Source organism: Streptomyces sp. NPDC045021, assembly GCF_056432645.1.
Genome location: NZ_JBWKIQ010000001.1, coordinates 223,898 through 242,651, shown reverse-complemented (window position 1 = coordinate 242,651; position 18,754 = coordinate 223,898). Strand labels below are relative to the sequence as shown.

Here is an 18,754-nt window from a genome sequence, read left to right as displayed (position 1 = left end):
GCCGTCGCTGAGCCATTCGGGCACGATTCGTCCGTGCGGCTGAATGAACCCGAGGGGCGGGCAGACCAGGCCACTAGGGTGCCGTGCCATGACGTCAACGCAGACTGTGGAGAGCCGAATTCAGCGAAGCATGCTGGGTACGCTCTCGGTGCTCGGATGGACCGGCGGTCCTGAGCAGGGGCAGACCATTCCCTACCTGCTCGCCTATTCGCTCGGTGACGGGGAGGGCGGGCCCGAGGCGGGGGAGGCGGCCGCGTGGGCGTTGCTGGAGGAGACCGGTCTGTCGGTCGGCGGCAAGCTGCTGGACGGCGCCCGGATGCCCGCGCTTCCGATCAGGCTCCTCGTCGAGGGCGGCCAGTGGGCGCTCAGCATGCCGCATCTGACCGCCCAGTGCGACGCCCCGCCGGACTGGCTCCAGGCGGTGGCGGAGTACCAGCAGGTGTACTTCCTGTTCGCGACCCGCCCGTGGCCGGAAGCGACCCCGGGCAGCACCGTGAGCGAGGAGATGCTCAACGCCTTCGTGGCGGACGAGAGGACGTTCTCCACCGCCGCCCACTGTCTGCTTCCGATCACGCGGCTGCGGAAGTAGGTCGGCTGTGTGATCCGGCAGGGTCCTTCCCGGCCGGGCGGTCCTTTCCGGGCCAGGAGGCAGTTGCAAGGTCAGGCGGGCCTTGCCGGGTCGGACCTCAGCGACGGATCAGGCGGACATGGGTAACCGTTGCGGAGCTGACCTGCTCTGCCACCTTGTAGCCGTCGATCGCGTCTCCCCAGTTGTCGAGCAGACGCTCGCCCTTGCCGGCGAGCAGCGGAGCGATGACGAGGTGGAGCTCGTCGACCAGCCCGGCGCGCAGGTACTCCTGGACGGTGGCGGCGCCCCCGCCGAGGCGGACGTCCTGGCCCGCCGCCGTTTCGAATGCTCGCCGCAGCACCGTTTCGACGGGCTCGTCGGTGAAGTGGAAGGTGGTCCCACCCTCCATCGACACCGACGGCCGCACGTGATGCGTGTGGACGAAAACGTCGTGGTGGTAGGGCGGGTTGTCGCCCCACCAGCCGGTCCACGACTCGTCCTGCCACGGCCCACGCTGGGGTCCGAACATGTTGCGGCCCATGATGGTGGCGCCGATGTTCTCGTCGCCGCGCTCGACGTAGTCGATGTCGATCCCCGACTTGCCGTCCTCGCGGTCGCGCAGCGCGTCGAACATCCAATCGTGCAATCCGTCGACACCGTCGCCGAAGGGTGCCTCCAGTCGCTGGTCGGTGCCGGTGGCGTAGCCGTCCAGGGTGATCGTGATGTTGTGTGCGCGCAGCTTGGGCATGGCCCTCTCCTTGGTTCGTTCCGAAGCCGGTGGGTGCCTGGATGGCGCCCGGACCGGGAGGCGGCTCTGTTCCCGCTCTCACCTGTGCGTCGAACGGGAGACGGCCGAATCGACAGCTCCTTCCGAATTCTCCTGAGAACTTTCCGCGGCGGCCACCGGCGAGGGAGGCGATTGCCCTGCTGATACTGTCTGCGCTCGAATCAACACTTTGGGCAATGCCGACTCGGGGACGTTGTGCGGTCGTGGCGGCGGTGTCTGGACGCGGCTGGAGTGCGCGGAGCCGATCTGCGTGCCGACTGCCTGCGGGTGCGCGGTTTCTGCGGCGCAGGGAGCCTGCTGTCCATGCGGCGGTGCGGCTGCTGGCACCTCCGGAGTTCCAGCCGCACGTGACGCAGCAGACCGGTACGGCGACGACTCGCGGGTAATCCGGCAGGACGGGTTCAGGCGAGGTCGATGTGGACGCTGGTCGACTTCACCCGGGCGGTGGCCTGCATGCCGACCTTCAGTTGCAGTTCCTCGACGGCCTCGCGGGTGAGGAGCGAGACCAGCCGGTGGGGCCCGGCCTGGATCTCGACCTGCGCGGCGACGTCGCCCAGCTTGACGGCGGTGACGATGCCGGCGAAGGCGTTGCGCGCGGATGTGTACGCCTCGCCGTTCTCCGCCGCCGCCTCCTGCGCGACTTCGACGCAGAAGGCCGCCAGATCCGGGCCGTCGACGAACCGGCGGGTGTTCTCCCGGCGCGTGGGGAAGCGGCCCGCATCCGCCCAGCGGCGCGCCGTGTCGACGCTCACGCCGAGCAGATTCGCGGCCTGACCAATGGTGTAGGACTCCATGAGCCGAACACTAAGCCCAATCCCGCGCGCTCCCGTCGGCGGTGCCCGGGGTATCTCGGTGATCAGCCGCGGATGCGCTGACTGCACGATCTGCCTGGGGCGAGCCCGGCAAGACGCTCGTGCCGTATCCGGTGCAGGACCGCAAGCCGCGCTGATCCGTGCCACGTGGAATGATCCGATCGGATGCCGACCGGTACCGGTCGCCGGTCGGGGGGCGACGCTATTTCCTGGCAGCGGTGGCGCTCTCGCTCCCCTTCGGGCCGGCCGCGTTCGTTGCCATCTACGGGGGTTACGCGCTGATCGTCGGCGTCGGTGGCCTGTTCGCCGCGCGAACACTGCCCGATGGCAGCGATGCCAGTCGCCACGCCCTCATCATGCGAATCGTCGCGAAACTCCGTAAGCCCGAGAAGATGGCCTGGATGTTCAACTACCGCATCAACTGGGACACTCCCGTCACCACCACCAATCCAACGGCCTGAGCCTGCTCCAGGCAGAGTTTGGACACGGTGACGGGCTGTGGCTGAGGAGCGAGCCCCGCGGCCGTTTTTGACGAAGAGGGCCTCCGCCTGGTGACGGGCCCCGCCCCGCCATCAGCGCGTCGGCCACATCGGTCACATCGGCGGGGCAGGCCAGGATCACCCCGAAGAGCCCCTGTGGAGCGGGCGCGCGGTCCGGTGAGCGGAACAGCAGACGACAGCCGGTCCCCGGTGTATCACGCTGTCCGCCGAGGGCCTCACAGATCGGGGAACGCGGAACCGTTCGCACGCGGACCAAGCGGCGGCGCGGCTCCATGGCCGACGGAGATCCGTCATCGATCCGCTCAGGCCGCAACAGCGGCAGACGCGATCCGGCGGCCGGCCCGAACACAGCTGGTTTTTCACGGAGTTGAACGGGGCGATGGATTCGTCCCGGCAGGAAGTCGCACGCCATGTGAGGGGATGGACAGATGAGCACTGAGGATACGACCGGCGCCGCCGGGGCGGGGTCGGTGATCTCGTTGCCCAGTGGGGGCGGCGCGGTGAGTGGCCTCGGGGAGAAGTTCTCGCCCGACCTGTTCACCGGGACCGGCAACTTCACGGTGCCGATCGCCGTGCCGGCCGGCCGGCACGGCATACAGCCGCAGCTGACACTCGCGTACAGCACAGGGAACGGGAACGGACCCTACGGACTCGGCTGGCAGCTGAGCCTGCCCGGCGTGTCGCGGAAGACGTCACGCGGACTGCCCCGCTACGCCGACGCCCCGGGAATCCCCGGTACGGGCACCCCTGGTACGGGCGGCGAGCGCGCCGATGTGTTCGTGCTGTCGGGGGCCGAGGATCTGATGCCCGTCGAGGGCACCTACCCCGGGCGGGTCCGGTACCGGCCGCGGACCGAGGGCCTGTTCGCCCGGATCGAGCACGTCAAGGACGCCACGGGCAACTTCTGGGAGGTCCGCTCCAAGGACGGCATCCGCACCAGGTACGGCACCCCCCGGCCGGCCGGCGCGCCCGACGGATGGCGGGACCCGGCGGTGGTCGCCGACCCGGCGGCACCCGGCCGCGTCTACTCCTGGCGGGTCACCGAGACCACCGATCCGCTCGGCAACCTGGTCCGCTACTCGTATCTGCGCGACCTCGGCCAGGAACCCGGCCACACCTGGGACCAGCCGCTGATCGCCCGGATCTCCTACGCCGACTACGGTGCCCGGAGCGACCCGTCCTTCCTGGCCACCGTCGACTTCGAGTACTCCCTGCGCCCCGACCCGTTCTCCGAGTACCGGTCCGGCTTCGAGATCAGGACATCGCTGCGCTGTGACACGGTCCGGGTGACCACCCACGCGGCCGACGGCGTGGCGCGGGTGGCCCGGGAGTATCGGCTTGGCTACGAGCAGGCCCCGTTCAACGGCGTTTCCCTGCTCACCGGGGTGATCACCGCCGGGATCGACCAGTCGGCCCCGGCCACGACGGCCACGACGGACGACCCGGGCGACGGGCCCAGCGACGGGCCGGGCGGGACACCCGACCCGGACTCTCTGCGGACCGGCGCCGCCGCCGGACCGGCGGTCGAGACGCTGCCGCCGCTGACGTTCGCGTACACGGACTTCGACCCGTCCAGGCGCAGGTTCGAACCGCTGACCGGGCAGGCCTTGCCGGCGGTGTCGCTGGGCGACCCCACCATGGCGCTGGTCGACCTGCGCGGGGCGGGGCTGCCCGACCTGGTGGAACTCGGGGCCGTGCGCCGGGTCTGGCGCAACGCGGGCGGCGGCAGGTTCGAGCTTCCCCGGGCCATGGCGGAGGCGCCACCGCTGTCCCTCGCCGATCCCGGCGTGCGGTTCATGGACACCGACGGCAACGGCCGGCCGGACCTGGTCGTGCCCGGCACGACGTCGGGCGGCCGGACCCCGGGCGCCCCGGCAGGCTACTTCCCGATGTCCTTCGGAGGCGGCTGGAGCCGCCGCGCGTTCCAGCCGTACCGGCAGTCGCCGTCGGTCGCGCTCGCCGACCCTCAGGTGAAACTGGTCGACCTGGACGGCGACGGGTTGACGGACGTGCTGCGTTCGGGTACCCGGCTGGAGTCCTGGTTCAACGACCCCGACCCACGGCTGGCGTGGCGGCGCACCGCCGTCAGCAACGGCACGGGACCGCAGGTCGACCTGGCCGATCCCCGGGTGCGGCTGGCGGACATGACCGGCGACGGCCTGCAGGACCTCGTCCTGCTCCGCAACGGGAACATCGCGTACTGGCCGAACCTGGGCTACAACCGCTGGGGCGCACAGGTGACGATGCGCGACTCGCCCCGGCTGCCCGACGGGTTCGACCCGCGCCGTGTGCTGCTCGGCGACGTCGACGGGGACGGCTCCGCCGACCTGGTGTACGTCGACCGCGGCCGGGTGCTGGTGTGGGGCAACCGGACGGGCAACGCCTGGACTTCCCAGCCGGTCACGATCACCGGTACCCCGGCCGTCGTCGACACGGACTCCCTCCAGCTGTCCGACCTGTACGGCACCGGAATGGCCGGACTGCTGTTCAGCCGGGCGGCCGGCGGTGCGGGCCGGGGATCCGCGAACCTGCGGTTCCTCGACCTCACCGGCGGGACGAAGCCATATCTGCTGTCCGGCATGGACAACAACCTCGGCGCGGTCACCCGGGTGACGTACACGCCCTCGACCCAGGAGTACCTGCGCGATCAGTCCCGCCCGGCCACCCGCTGGCGGACCACGCTGCCCTTCCCCGTGCAGGTCGTCGCGAAGGTCGAGGTCACCGACCGGATCTCGGGCGGCAGGATGACTACCGGGTACCGCTACCACCACGGCTACTGGGACGGTGTCGAGCGGGAGTTCCGCGGCTTCGCGATGGTCGAGCACACCGACAGCGAGACCTTCGGCGAAGCGGTCTCGGCCGGCGCGGCCGCCGCCCCCGCCGGGCACTTCTCGCCGCCGACCCTGACGAAGAGCTGGTTCCATCCCGGACCGGTGGCCGCCGCCGAGTCCGGTGAGTGGACCGAACTCGACCTGCGGCACGAGTACTGGGACGGCGACGCGCAACTGCTGTCCCGGCCGGCCGCCACCACCGCGTTCCTGGCCGGGCTGCCACGCGGCGCTCGGCGGGCCGCGCTGCGGGCGATGCGCGGGCAGCCGCTGCGCACGGAGTTGTACGCGCTCGACGACACCGTCCGCGCGAACCGTCCGTACACGGTGACCGAGTCGGTCCCCGTCGTCCGGGAGGAGCCGGGCGCGGCCGGTGCCACGGACGCCGACCGGGAACGGATCTTCTTCCCGTTCACCACCGGCAGCCGCACCACACAGTGGGAGCGCGGCGCCGAGCCGATGACGCAGTTCGCCTTTCCCACCGGCTACGACGCCTACGGTCTCGCCACCGGGCAGCTCACCGTCGCGGTGCCCCGCGGCCGGGACCCGCTGGCCGCGGCGAGCGGCACGGCGCAGCCGTACCTGGCGACGTACGCGACCACCGAGTACGCCCGCCGCGACGACGCCGGCCACTACCTGGTCGGCCGCGTCGCCCGGACGACCGGCTACGAGGTCGTCAACGACGGCAAGCTGTCGGTGGCCGACCTGCGCGCCGCCGTCCTCGCCGGTCCGGGGCAGACCGCCGGCGGTGTATCGCTGCGGGTGACCGGCCACACCCGTACGTTCTACGACGGCGACGCGTTCACCGGGCTGCCGCTCGGCACGCTCGGCGAGTACGGTCTGGCGACCCGGGTCGAGTCGCTCGCGTTCGGCGACGATTTCCTCGGGTCGCTGCACGTCGCGGGCGACCCGCTCGCGGTCGGCCCGCGGCCCGTCTACCTCACACCGGGCGGGGTGCCCGCCTGGACGGCCGAGTACCCGCAGCAGTTCCGTGCCCTGCTGCCGTCACTGGCCGGCTACGCCCACTACGCCGACACCGACGTGCCCGGATCGCCCGGCGGGTACTACGTGACCGCGGCGCGGCACCGGTACGACGTCCACGTCCCCGGCAGGGTGCCGCGCGGGCTGCCGGTCGCCTCGCTCGACCCGTTGGGTGCCCAGAGCCTGATTGAGTACGACCAGCACGACCTGCTGCCCGTCCTGGCCGTCGACCCGGCCGGCCTGAAGACCGCGGCGGCCTACGACTACCGCGTCCTGCATCCGCGCGAGACGACCGACGCGAACGGCAACACCGCCGGCGTGACGTTCTCGCCCGCCGGGCTGGTCACCGCCCACTACGTGCGGGGCAAGAACGGCGAAGGTGACCAGGCCGAACCCAACACCCGGATGACCTACGACCTGCACGCGTTCACCGACCGGGGCCAACCCGCGTCCGTGCGCAGCGTCAAGCGGGTGCACCACGACACCGACACGGACATCCCGGCCGCCCAGCGCGACAAGGTGATCGTCTCGGTGGAGTACTCCGACGGGTTCGGGCGGGTGCTGCAATCCCGCGCACAGGCCGAGGACACGCTGTTCGGCGACCCGGCGTTCGGCGGCGGCGTCATCCCGGCCGGTGACCTCGCGCCGGTCGGCGACACCGCGGGGCGAACCCGCGCACCGTCCGACCCGGACAACGTGCGCGTCTCGGCCTGGCAGATCTACGACAACAAGGGCCGGGTCGTGCAGAAGTACGAACCGTTCTTCTCCACCGGCTACGACTACGCACCGGCACTCGACGCTCAGCTCGGGCAGCGGACGGCCGTGTTCTACGACCCGCGCGGACTGGTCGTCAGGACGGCGCACCCGGACGGCAGCGAGCAGCGCGCCATCTTCGGCGTCCCCGCCGACCTGACCGACCCCGCCCGGTACGAGCCGACCCCGTGGGAGTCCTACACCTACGACACCAACGACAACGCCGGACGCACCCACGGTGACACCGCCACGGGATACCGCACCCACTGGGACACCCCGGGCAGCAGCGAGTTCGACGCTCTCGGGCGTACCGTGCGCGCCGTCGCCCGCAACGGCGCGACCGGCGCCGACTGGTTCACGACGAGGTCCACGTACGACATCCAGGGCAACCTGGTCTCGATCGCCGACCCGCTCGGACGGGTCGCGTTCGCCTACCGCTACGACCTGGTGCGACGGCGCTGGCGGGTGGACGGCGTCGACTCGGGGCGGCGTGACAGCGTCCTCGACGTGCTCGGGCACCCGGTCGAGAGCAGGGACAGCAAGGGCACGCTCACCCTCTGCGTGTTCGACCTGCTGCGTCGGCCGGCCCAGGTGTGGGCGCGCGATGACACGGCCGGGACCGTGACGCTGCGTCAGGCGATCGAATACGGCGACGGCGGGGACCCGGCGCAACCGGCCGCTGGCAGGGCCGCCGCCCGGGCCCTGAACCTGCTCGGCCGGACGGTACGCCACCATGACGAGGCCGGCCTGGTCACGGTCGCGGCGGCCGACTTCAAGGGCAACGTGCTGGAGTCCGCCCGGCGGGTGATCGCCGACGCCCCGGTCCTCGCCACGTACACGGCCGCGCAGGGCAAAGGCTGGCAGGTGGTTCCGTTCCAGGTGGACTGGACCCCTGGCGCGGGCCAGGACCAGACGGCGCGCGACGCCACGCTGCTGGAGACGGCTGGCTATGTCACGACGACGCGTTATGACGCGCTCAACCGGATCGTGTCCCACCTGTTCCCGACCGATGTGGAGGGCCGCCGCAGGGAACTGCGCCCCGCCTACAACCGGGCGGGGGCGCTGGAGGCAGTCACCCTCGACGGCACGGCCTACGTGCAGCGGCTCGCCTATGACGCCAAGGGCCAGCGGGCGCTCGTCGCGTACGGCAACGGGGTCATGACCCGGTACGCGTACGAACCGCACACGTTCCGGCTCGCCAGGTTGCGCAGCGAGCCCTACACCCTGACCGGCGGGGTGACCTACCATCCGGCCGGGATCCCAGTGCAGGACCAGGGCTACGACTACGACCTCGCCGGGAACATCCTCACCCTCCGCGACCGGGCGCCGGGCAGCGGCATCCCGGGCAGCTCCGCCGCGCTCGGCGCGGCCGACCCGGTACTGCGCGCGCTGCTCGGCGGCGGCGATGCGCTCGACCGGCGATTCGCCTACGACCCGGTCTACCGGCTGTTGTCCGCAACGGGACGCGAGTACCAGGCGCCGTCGGCCGGTGACCCCTGGCTCGACGTACCGCGCGGCACCGATGTGACGAAGACCCAGGCGTACACCGAGTCTTACGGCTACGACCCGGCCGGGAACCTGCTCACCCTGACCCACACCGCCACCGGAGGCTTCAGCCGCGTCTTCACCGGCACGGCGGGCAGCAACCGGCTGCAGCGGATGACCGTCGGGAAGACACCGTACGACTACACGTGCGACCTCAACGGCAACATGGTGTCCGAGACCACGTCCCGGCACTTCGCGTGGAACCACGCCGACCAGCTGAAGGCATTCGCGACCCAGACCGCGAGCGCCGAGCCTTCCGTGCACGCCCAGTACCTCTACGATGCGACCGGTCGGCGGATCAAGAAGCTGGTCCGCCGCCAGGGCGGCGCGGTCGAAGTCACCCACTACCTCGACGAGACGTTCGAACACCATCGCTGGGCCAGCGGGACCCCAGGAGCCGGCGAGAACAACCACATCCATGTCATGGACGACCACCGGCGCGTCGCCCTGGCCCGCGTCGGCCCCGCCCACCCCGACGACCGCGGCCCCGACACCGCCTATCACCTCCCTGACCACCTCGGCAGCAGCACCGCCGTCCTCGACGCCAAGGGCATCCTCGTCAACCGTGAGGAATACACCCCGTACGGGGAGACCAGCTTCGGGAGCTACACCCGCAAGCGCTACCGCTTCACCGGCCAGGAACGCGACGAGGAGAGCGGCGCAGCGCAGCACGGCCGGCGGTACTACCTCCCCTGGACGGCGCGCTGGACCTCCTGCGATCCCACGGGTCCAGCGGGCGGCGTCAACCAGTACCAGATGTGTGGCGGCGATCCGGTCAACCGGACCGACACCGGCGGCACGGACTGGGAATTCACGCTGGATCCGCGGGAATGGGCACCGCTGCAGTTCACCGAGGAGTGGATCGCCCCGAGGGTGGCGGGCGGTGCCAAGGTGATGGTCGGCGCGGGTGCCTTCGTCGCCGGAGCCGGGCTGTGCGAGCTGGGAGTTGGCTGCGTCGTCGGCGCGCCGCTGATGGTCATGGGCGCCGACGTGGCCGGCTCGGGGGCGGTCCAGGCCGTGAAAGGCGCCCCCGCACCCACCGCGTTGGGCGTCCTGGCCGGACCGTCGGCACAGCGCCTGGAGGAGGACTTCGTCGCGGCCGCCGGTCTCGCGCACGCGGCCGCACAAGGGTATGTGATGTGGCAGACGGGTCGGCCCCTGGGGGCCACGTACGGACCGCCGCTGTCCAGGGCCGGAACGAGGTCCACGGGAACAGGCGGCGGGAAGCCGGGTTCCGGCGGCAAACCGCCGGCCGGGCCACCCGCTGAGCCGACCTTCCTCAGGTCCACGGCGAGCGATCCCGCCGCCCCGGCCCAGAACACGGCTCCGGGGCCGGCTCCCGCCGCGGCCCCTGCCTCCCCCAGTAACTGGAATATCTCCGAGGTCATGACGGGATCGCGCTACAAGCCGACACAGAAGGCCGTGTACCGGGGAACCGTCGACGAGATGGCGCAGCAGATGAAGGAGGGGAGCTTTGAGTGGCCCACCGAGGCGTCCAAAGTCATCCGGGTCGATGCCCGCGGAAAGGTGTCGGAAGGACACCACCGTGTCGTCGCGGCGCAGATCGCCGGCAAACAGATCCCGAAGGACGCCATCAGTACAAGTCCGGACGTCGACACGATCAGGGACCCCCGGCCGTGGGCGAACGTCGCCGTCAGGCCCGGCAAGAAGCCGTGACGCGGACCGGTCAGGTGAGCAGTCAGGTGAGCAGCCAAGCTATTGGATTGGAGTTCTTGTGACCATCAACGAATTATCAGCCGCGCCCGGCGCACAGAAGTCGGACGCCCTGCCCCCGCCGATCCCGAAGGCGCCCCCGGAGGTCCCGCCGTCGGTGGGCATCAGGCCCCTGACGGGCCGGGTGGTGGCCGGAGTTCCGTTCACCATCTCGGTCGCCGCCGACCGCGGCGTGCACTGGGTGTGGCTGGCCGGGGACCAGAGCTGGAACGACGAGCCCAAGGTCACGTACACCGAGACCCGGGTCGGCATCGACGGTGTCGAGGTGCTCCGGGACACCCGGGGCGGTGGCGGGTCAGAGACGGTGACCTTCACGACCCCCGGGACGCATACGCTCATGGCGTCCGCGGTGACCACCCTGGGGGCCGTCATCTCGTCGGACCCGGTGAGCGTCCGGGTCTTCGCGCCCGGCCCGCCGGCGTTCACGCTGACGGCGCCTGCCGACGGGACCACCGTCGACCTGAACGAGGGCGGAGCCCAGATCACTGTCCAGCTCAGCACGACGGCCGGTCAGTACTTCCCGCTGACAGTCAGCATCTCCCGGGACGGCCAAACGACGACCGGGATCATGACCGCCGGCACCCTCCAGTTCCAGCAGACGGTGAGCCTGGCCCCCACGCCGCTCGGCGCGCGGTCCCTCGCGGTCACCCTCGCCGATCCCGACGGGGTCTCCTCGACCCAGACCCGCACCCTGACCGGCCGCGATGTCGCGTCGCCGCATGTGCAGGTCGACTTTCCGCTGCCCTTCGCCAAGGTCGTCGGCGACGTCAACGGCGCGGTGACCGTGGCCATGCACGGCATCGCGTCCGACACCCAGAGCGGTATCGCCGGCGGCAGCGCCTCGGTGGCGTGGGCCCAGACGCCGACGGGAGCCAGGACCCTGGCACACCCGGTGGCGGGCAACGACTTCAGCAGCTGGACCGCCGATGTGCCACTGACCGGCTTCGGCGCCCACACAATCTATGTCTGGGCCACCGACCAGGCCGGGAACGTCATGGGGGCCCCGCTCGCCGTGCCGGTCGTCGTGATCAGCACGTACACGCCGCAGACGCTGGACGAGCGGCTCAACGAGCGCGAATATCTCGCCGCGCTGCTGTCATTCGCCCAAGAGCAGGTGACGGTGCCGGGGACACCGGCGACGCCGCTGGACACCCACACCCTGGTCGTCGCCCTCGGCCAGCCGGTCGACCGGCTGAGCCAGCCGCTGTCGGCGATCGTCGACCAGGGAAACCGGGAGGTCAATCAGCTACGGGTGCCCGTCGAACTGCTCCGGGCCGCCATCACCGCCGCCGGCGTGCCCCTCACGCCGGGAGCGGCCGGGGAACTCGCCTACCGGAGCGCGGCCTACGCGGCGCTGCTCGCCGCCGCCGGGACGTCGTACGCGGAACTGCGGCTGGTCCGGGGCGCCGCCCCGGCCGTCCGCCAGGCGCTCGCCGCCCGGCTGGGCATCCGGCTGTCGGCGACATCACCCGACCAGCTCGACCGGCTCCTGATTGACGCCCCCGCACTCACCGAGGGATCGCTGGAGGCCCTCTTCGGCCTGCCGTCGTCCACCGGGGCCGACCCGCTCCGGGTGCCGACCACGCCGATACTGCTCACCTGGCAGCTGGCCGGCCTCTCACTGGCCTGGGCCGAGCGGGACCAGCACCCGATCGTGCAGCCGGCGTACTCGGCGCTCGCCGACCCCGATGTCATCAGCGCCGCCGACATCGTTCCCGGCCCGAACGGCGACCGCATCCGCAAAATACTGGCGGACCGGCTTCAGGTGCTCACCCTCTTCGTCGCCTCGCTCAACGACGCGCGGGCCAAGGCCGCCAACGCCCCGGCCGGGCTCGCCGCCATGCAGGCGCTGGCACTGCCCGGAGTGGACCTCGCCGCCCTGGAGACCAAGGACGGGCAGGGCACCGACATCAGTGCCGCCCTCGCGACGGCGGGGCTGACCCGAGGCGGCTTCCTGTACCTCAGGAAACTGAGCCGGCTCGCGACCGCAGGGACCGTCACGGCGGCCGAGTGGAACGACGCCGTGGCCGTGCTCACCGGCGTCCGCAAGAAGGCGCTCTATCCTCTGTGGCGGGCACAGGAGACGACGTTCCTGCTCTCCCCCGACTTCTTCGTCCTCGCCGGCACCGGCCCCAAGGTCAGCGCCTACCGCGTCGACAGCCGGGCCCGCGCCGGCTGGCAGTCCGATCTGCGCAACCGGATCGCCCAGCGCCAGGATCTGATCGACGCCAGCGCGCAGGCGGTCGCGGCGGCCGAACAGACCGCCCTGCCGATACTGCGCGACGCCCTCCTCGCCGATCTCGCCCCCACCACCACGGGCAACATCGGCGAGGAGATGTCGGCCCGGTACCTCATCGACATCCTCGCCGGCGGGACACTGCGGACCACCCGGATCCGGCAGGCCATCGAGAGCGTCCAGTCCCTGCTGTCGGCGAAGAGGTCGGGCGAGCTGGCCGCGAACCATCCGGCGGCCGGCTGGACCCTCAACAACTTCGACGTGTTCACCAGCGCCTGGACCTGGATGGGCGAGATGGGAAGCTGGCAGGCGGCCACCCTGGCCTTCCTGTTCCCCGAACGCCATCTCGACCCGAGCCTGCTCGGCCCGGGCACCGGGGCACTGAAGATGCTCCTGGACAACATTCGCGGCACGGGTCCCTTCAGCGCCGCCCAGGCCACGCAGGAGGGGGACAGGTACCTGCAAGCGAGGACCATGCCCTTCACCTACCTCGACCCGCACCGGACCACGGCGCACCAGACCGCGCTCCGGGACCTGTCGAAGACTCAGCCGGAGCCGGCCGCCCGGGAGATCTTCTGGGCCGTTCCCCTCCTGCTCGCCCAGCGGCTGCAGACGGCCGGCGACTACCAGGCCGCGCTCGACTGGTACTGGACCGTGTACCCGTACGACGTCGGCTCGCCCGTCTCCATCTACAACCGGATCAACACCGAGACGGTCTTCCGCCCCGACCTCCGGTTCCCGCCCCTGTGGACGACCGCACTCGATCCCTTCGGGCTGGTGGCCGGCCGGCCGGCCCCGTACACCCGGTACACCCTGCTGTCGGTCATCCGGTGTCATCTCGACTACGCCGACGCCGAGTTCACCCGGGAGACCGACGAATCGGTCGCGCACGCCCGCACTCTGTACGTCACCGCACGGCGGCTGCTCGGCACCGCCGCGCTGCAACCGCAGACGCCGACGAACACCGGCGAGCCGGCCCTGGCGATCCCGGACCTGACTGCCCTGCGCACCCGGACGGAGGTGCAGCTCGCCAAGATCAGGCAGGGGCGGAACATCGCCGGCATGCCCCGTACCCAGGGCATCGCCACGACGGCGACGGTGACCCAGCCGACCCCCTACCGCTTCAAGGTCATCCTCGAACGGGCCAGGCAACTCGCCGCCCAGGCCATCCAGATGGAGGCCGGTTTCCTCGCCGCCCTGGAGAAGTACGACGACAAGAGCCTGCGCCTGTACGACGCGACCAAGGGCATCGACCTGACCGCCGCGCAGGTCACGGTGGCGACGAGCCGGGTGCAGGAGGCCAAGGACTCGGTCATCGCCGCCGTCGCGCAGCAGACCAAGGCGGACACCATGGTCGCCGCCTACGCCGACGCCGTTGCCGCGCCGGCCGGCCTGTACGAGAAGAACCTCCTCGACGAGTACTCCGACCTGCGTTACGTCCGGGACGGCATCGCCGTGGCGGACACGGCGATCGGTGTGATGCAGGCAGCCTCCGAGGCATCCAGCATGTTCGACCTCGTGACGAGTTTCGGTTTCAAGCAGGGTTTCGCCGGCGGTATCGCCGTGGCGACCCTCGCCAAGGGCGGGCTCGAAATCCTGCAGAACGGCATCGACGCCCAGATCCAGGCCAACCAGATCAAGGCCGGCATCGAGCAGCGCAAGGACGAATGGCGGCTGCAGGGGATCTCCGCACAGCAGGACTCGCTGGTTGCCGCCGCGCAAGTCGCGACGGCCCGCGACCAGGTCACGATCGCCGTCAAGGAACAGGCTGTCGCCAGTCTGCAGCACGACCAGGCGGTGGCCATGCTGAAGTTCCTCAACGACCAGTTCACCAACGCCGACCTGTACCAGTGGATGAGCAACACCCTGGGCGGGGTGTACCGGTACTTCCTGCAGCAGGCCACCGCGACCGCCCGGCTGGCCCAGGCACAGCTGGCCTTCGAGCGGGCGGAACCGGTGCGGACGCTGATCGGCAACGACTACTGGCAGTCGCCCGCGGAGATGACGGCGAACGCCGTCCAGCCCAACCGCCGCGGCCTGACCGGCGCGGAGCGGCTCACCGAGGACCTGGCCCGCCTCGACGACTACTCCTTCAGTTCGGCACGGCGCCGGCTGAACGTGTCCCAGACCTTCTCGCTGGCCCGGCTGATGCCGGCGGAGTTCATGGAGTTCCGCCGTACGGGAACGCTCGCGTTCGCGACGCCGATGTCGCTGTTCAACGTCGACTACCCCGGCCACTACATGCGGCTGATCTCCAAGGTGCGGACCAGCCTCGTCGCGCTCGTGCAGCCCGACCGGGGCATCCGCGCCACCCTGTACTCCAACGGCATCTCCCGGGTGACCACCGCGGCCGACGGTACCTTCCAGGACGTCACGGTCCGGTCCGATCCCGGGATCGTCGCCCTGACCTCACCGATCAATGCCAGCGGTGTGTTCGAACTCGACGCCCAGTCAGACCTGCTGCTGCCCTTCGAGTCGAGCGGGGTGGACACCACCTGGGAGTTCCAGTTGCCGCCGGCGGCCAATCCGTTCGACTTCTCCACCATCGCCGATGTCCTGCTCACCATCGACTACACCGCCGCCTACGACGACACCTACCGCAGCCAGCAGATCACCCGGCTCAACGCGAACCGGGACCGGGGGGCGGACTGTGTGTTCAGCCTGGCCCGCGACTTCCCCGACCAGTGGTACGACCTCAACAACCCGGCCGATCCGGCCACCCGCACGGTCACCGTCACGCTGCGCGACATCGACTTCCCGCTGGGATTCGAAGCGGTGACCACCGCCTCGGTAGCCGTCCAGCTCTCCAGCGGCGACACCGTGCCCGACACCGTGGTCACTCTCACCCGGGGCACCAGCGGCGGCCCGGCCACCGCCACCGGTGGGATCGCCAGCACCCGGCGCGGCAACGCGGCCGGCTGGGTCCCGCTGTGCGGCACCGCTCCCGCCGGGGACTGGCAGCTCACCTTCGGCCCCGACGCCGCCGCGCTGTTCGCCTCCCAGGCGATCGACGACATCGTCCTCGTCCTCGGCTGGACCGGACAGGCCCCCGCCTGGGCGCCGTAGTCCCGTTCCGCTCCTGCCGTCCGGTGACCGGAACCCCGGTCACCGGACGGTGACGGTCATCCAGAGGGCAGTGGGACACCCTGGCCTGACCCGGCGGGAAAGCGTGCTTCCACGGCCGACGGCCGCACCACTACAGTGAGGGCATGTCCGGTGAAATGGTGCTCGATCGCGGCGAACTGCGCGCGTGCCACGAGGATTGTGAACGACGGCGTATTTCCCCAGGGCTGAGGCGGCGTAATTCCCCAGCCTTGGAACCGTTCTGGACTATTTGATCTTGGTGGCAGGTTCATCCGTGTGGGTCTTGGGTCGCTTGTTGAGCCGGTAGCTGGGACCGTTCATGATGACCTGGTGGCTGGTGTTGATCAGCCGGCTGAGGGGAGACTCGGCGACGACAGGGTTGGGGATGAGCGGCTACCAGTCGCTCGGCATGGGCCGGGCTGGGATCGTGCTCGGCCTGGAGGTCTCCCGGCTGGCCCACAACAACACCGACTGGCATCGGCTTTTGGAGATCTGCGCGCTCGCGGGCACCCTGATCTTGGACGAGGACGGCCTCGACGACCCGGGCAACTTCAACGACCTTTGCTGCTCGGTCTCAAAGGCACCATGTCCGAAGCGGAGTTGTACCTGCTCAAGGCCCGTCTTCGGGGCAGGGTGCTGTCCAAGGCCCGTCGCGGCGAGCTGGTCCGGCCACTGCCCGTCGGCCTGGTCTACGACCACGCCGAACGTGTGGTGCTGGACCCGATGCCTCGGTGCGGCAGGCCCTGCGGCACCTGTTCGCGACCTTTGCCGCGACCGGCTCGGCGTTCGCCACTGTGAAGGCCTTCGTGACCGCCGGGCTGAAGTTCCCCCGCCGGATCCGCACCGGACCGAACAAGGGCGAGCTGACCTGGGGCATCCTCCAGCACCATCGAGTGCTGCGGGCCCGGGCGGCAGACCCACTAGCCCGGCCGTTGCGGCGACGGCCGTAGAAGAACCGCCGGGACGGGCAGCCGCGCACCGCGACTGCCCGTCCCGGCGGCGCCTGGAAGGTCAGGCGAGCCAGCGGTACGGCCGGCGCAGAACGTCCGCGACCCGTGCGGCAACGACCGCGGCGTGCGGCGGAACCCCTCCGTCGGCCAGGCCCCGGGTCAGATGGAGATGGAGGGACTGCAGGGTGGCGAAGGTGTTGGAGGCCCACGGCGGAACAGGGCCGGGGCCTCCACCCTCGAGGGCGTCCGTCACGACCCTCAGCCAGTCGGTGGCCTGCTCGGCCGTCAGGTCAGGTGCGAGCAGGATGCTGCTGAGCGCATGGGCGAGGCGGGCGTCCTCCAACTGCGCGTAGCGGTAGCCGGCGTGTTCGGCCGTCATCCGGCGGGCGCACAGTTCCAGCAGTTCGGTACGGCGGGCGGGCAGCGCCCGTGCGAACGCGGCGGCCGCGTCGGCGCCGTGTGCGACGGCGTGCAGCCAGCCGAGGGAGTCGTCCCAGCCGCGGGTGTCGCGCTCGGCCGGGTACCAGGATGCGAAGCCTTCGTACCAGCGCTCCACGGCCGCCTCCGGCAGGGTGCCGGGGGCGGCCTGTCCTCGCGTCAGAACGCACCGGAGCACGAGGGGAGCGAAGCTGCGGGCCTGGATCTCCGGATGCTCGAAGCGGCCCGCGGCGGTGTCCCCGAGTTCCTCCAGGACCTCGTCCAGATGCCCTTCCCGCATCCAGGCTGCGGCGGCGTTGTACGCAAGCTCGTCCCGGATTTCGGGGTCGGGAGACACGAGCATGGCCGACAGCTCGTCTCCGAGTCCGGCGGCCGACGCGGCGTCGGGGAAGGGGAAGTCCGCGGCGGCGATCGACGGCCAGTCGACAAGATCCTTACTCATCGCCCGAGCTTTCCACCCGCCGCGCGGACCGGCAAGGGATTTGAACCCCGCCGCTGCCCCTGAGCGATGTCTCTGAGCGGTGCCTCAATCCGGTGGGCCGGGCGTACTACGACCCGTCCACGTTGCCGTGCGTACGGAACACACGCTCCGCGGTGCTGAACTCGAGTGCCGCTGCAGCCGTATTCCCTGCGAAGCCGGGGGAGCGGGGTACGAGCCGGCGTTCGGTCAGGGGGCGGCGCGCAGAGCCGTGGATGTCGGTCGACGACGCCATGCGCAGCGCCGGCGACATGGTGATCGCATCGAGACGGGGGTCTCATCGATGAGGCAGTTGAACGAGCCGTTGAACCGGCCGGGAGAGTGCGTGTCCGAGGGCGAGGCCATGGCGGGGTTTTCGCCGTGGGCTGGCGGGCGCGGCGTGTTGCAGGGAGCTTTCGGGTTGCTGGGGGCCGTGGACCGGGCCGGGGAGGCGGGACTGACGCGGCTCGCGTCGGAGTGCGGGCTGCCCAAGACGACGGCGTACCGGTTGCTGGAGCAGTTGGTCGCGCTCAACGCCGTCGAGCGGTGTCACGGGGGGTACCGGATGGGCTCGCGCATGTTCCGGCTGGGCCAGGAGTGGCAGCCGCATCCCGGGCTGCGGGCCGCCGTGCGGGAGCCGGTACGCCGGCTGGTGGGTGCGACCGGCGCGACCGTGGGCATCAGCGCGTTACGGGAGGGTCAGACGCTGGTCCTGGACTGGACGCCCGGCGAGGACACGGCACTGGCCCAGTTGCGAAGCGGCACGGTCTGGCCGTGGTTCACCGCGGCGGGCAAGGTGCTGGTGGCCGGTGCGGACCCGGCCCTCCCGCTGGACGGGCTCCCCGCGTCCTGGCCGCGCGAAGCGGCGGCGATCCGGGACCGCGGTGCCGCGTTCGACCGTGAGGAGGTGGTGGCGGGAGTGTGCTGCGTGGCCGTGCCGTTGTACGCGGCGGGCGATGTCCCGGTGGCGGCCCTCTGCGTCCTGACGCATCCCGCGCTGCATCTGGAACGGCTCGCGGATGTGGTGCGCCGGACGGGCCGGGCGATCAGTGCGTCGCTGCGCGTCCGGTGAGACGGTCCC

Annotated in this window: 9 protein-coding genes; 6 read left to right on the top strand and 3 right to left on the bottom strand. The window is 71.0% G+C overall.

Features of this window, described 5'->3' with window-relative positions; translation table 11 throughout:
• Positions 1 to 43: 43 nt before the first annotated feature.
• Entirely contained in the window at positions 44 to 589 is a 546-nt protein-coding gene (locus tag AC07DC_RS01080) for a DUF5949 family protein (protein ID WP_478910630.1), read from the top strand.
• A gap of 97 nt (positions 590 to 686) precedes the next feature.
• Here AC07DC_RS01080 and AC07DC_RS01075 read toward each other — a convergent pair whose 3' ends face one another.
• Both AC07DC_RS01075 and AC07DC_RS01070 read right to left on the bottom strand, forming a co-directional pair.
• The gene (locus AC07DC_RS01075; RefSeq protein WP_478910629.1) at positions 687 to 1,316 is read right to left on the bottom strand and encodes a dihydrofolate reductase family protein; all 630 of its coding nucleotides are present in this window, start codon (positions 1,314 to 1,316) and stop codon (positions 687 to 689) included.
• 440 nt (positions 1,317 to 1,756) lie between these two features.
• Positions 1,757 to 2,149, bottom strand: coding sequence for a TOBE domain-containing protein (locus AC07DC_RS01070; RefSeq protein WP_478910627.1), 393 nt, complete (start codon positions 2,147 to 2,149; stop codon positions 1,757 to 1,759).
• Positions 2,150 to 2,385: 236 nt separating this feature from the next.
• Between AC07DC_RS01070 and AC07DC_RS01065 the strand changes: the two genes are divergently transcribed.
• From AC07DC_RS01065 to AC07DC_RS01050, 4 genes are all read left to right on the top strand, one after another.
• On the top strand, positions 2,386 to 2,628 hold the full coding sequence (locus AC07DC_RS01065) for a hypothetical protein (RefSeq protein WP_478910626.1): 243 nt from the start codon (positions 2,386 to 2,388) through the stop codon (positions 2,626 to 2,628).
• A gap of 467 nt (positions 2,629 to 3,095) precedes the next feature.
• Positions 3,096 to 10,451, top strand: a complete 7,356-nt coding sequence (locus AC07DC_RS01060; RefSeq protein WP_478910625.1) for a SpvB/TcaC N-terminal domain-containing protein — start codon at positions 3,096 to 3,098, stop codon at positions 10,449 to 10,451.
• Positions 10,452 to 10,509: 58 nt separating this feature from the next.
• Entirely contained in the window at positions 10,510 to 15,810 is a 5,301-nt protein-coding gene (locus AC07DC_RS01055) for a Tc toxin subunit A-related protein (protein WP_478910623.1), read from the top strand.
• A gap of 749 nt (positions 15,811 to 16,559) precedes the next feature.
• Complete coding sequence (locus tag AC07DC_RS01050) at positions 16,560 to 16,778, top strand: hypothetical protein (RefSeq protein ID WP_478910621.1); 219 nt, start codon at positions 16,560 to 16,562, stop codon at positions 16,776 to 16,778.
• A gap of 61 nt (positions 16,779 to 16,839) precedes the next feature.
• Here AC07DC_RS01050 and AC07DC_RS01045 read toward each other — a convergent pair whose 3' ends face one another.
• Positions 16,840 to 17,658: a DUF2785 domain-containing protein gene (locus AC07DC_RS01045; protein WP_478910619.1), complete on the bottom strand. Its 819-nt coding sequence runs from the start codon at positions 17,656 to 17,658 to the stop codon at positions 16,840 to 16,842.
• Between the two features lie 436 nt (positions 17,659 to 18,094).
• On the opposite strand from AC07DC_RS01045, the gene AC07DC_RS01040 reads away from it, so the two are divergent.
• Positions 18,095 to 18,745 (top strand): IclR family transcriptional regulator, encoded by a 651-nt coding sequence (locus AC07DC_RS01040; RefSeq protein ID WP_478910618.1) that lies wholly within the window; start codon positions 18,095 to 18,097, stop codon positions 18,743 to 18,745.
• Positions 18,746 to 18,754 lie beyond the last annotated feature (9 nt).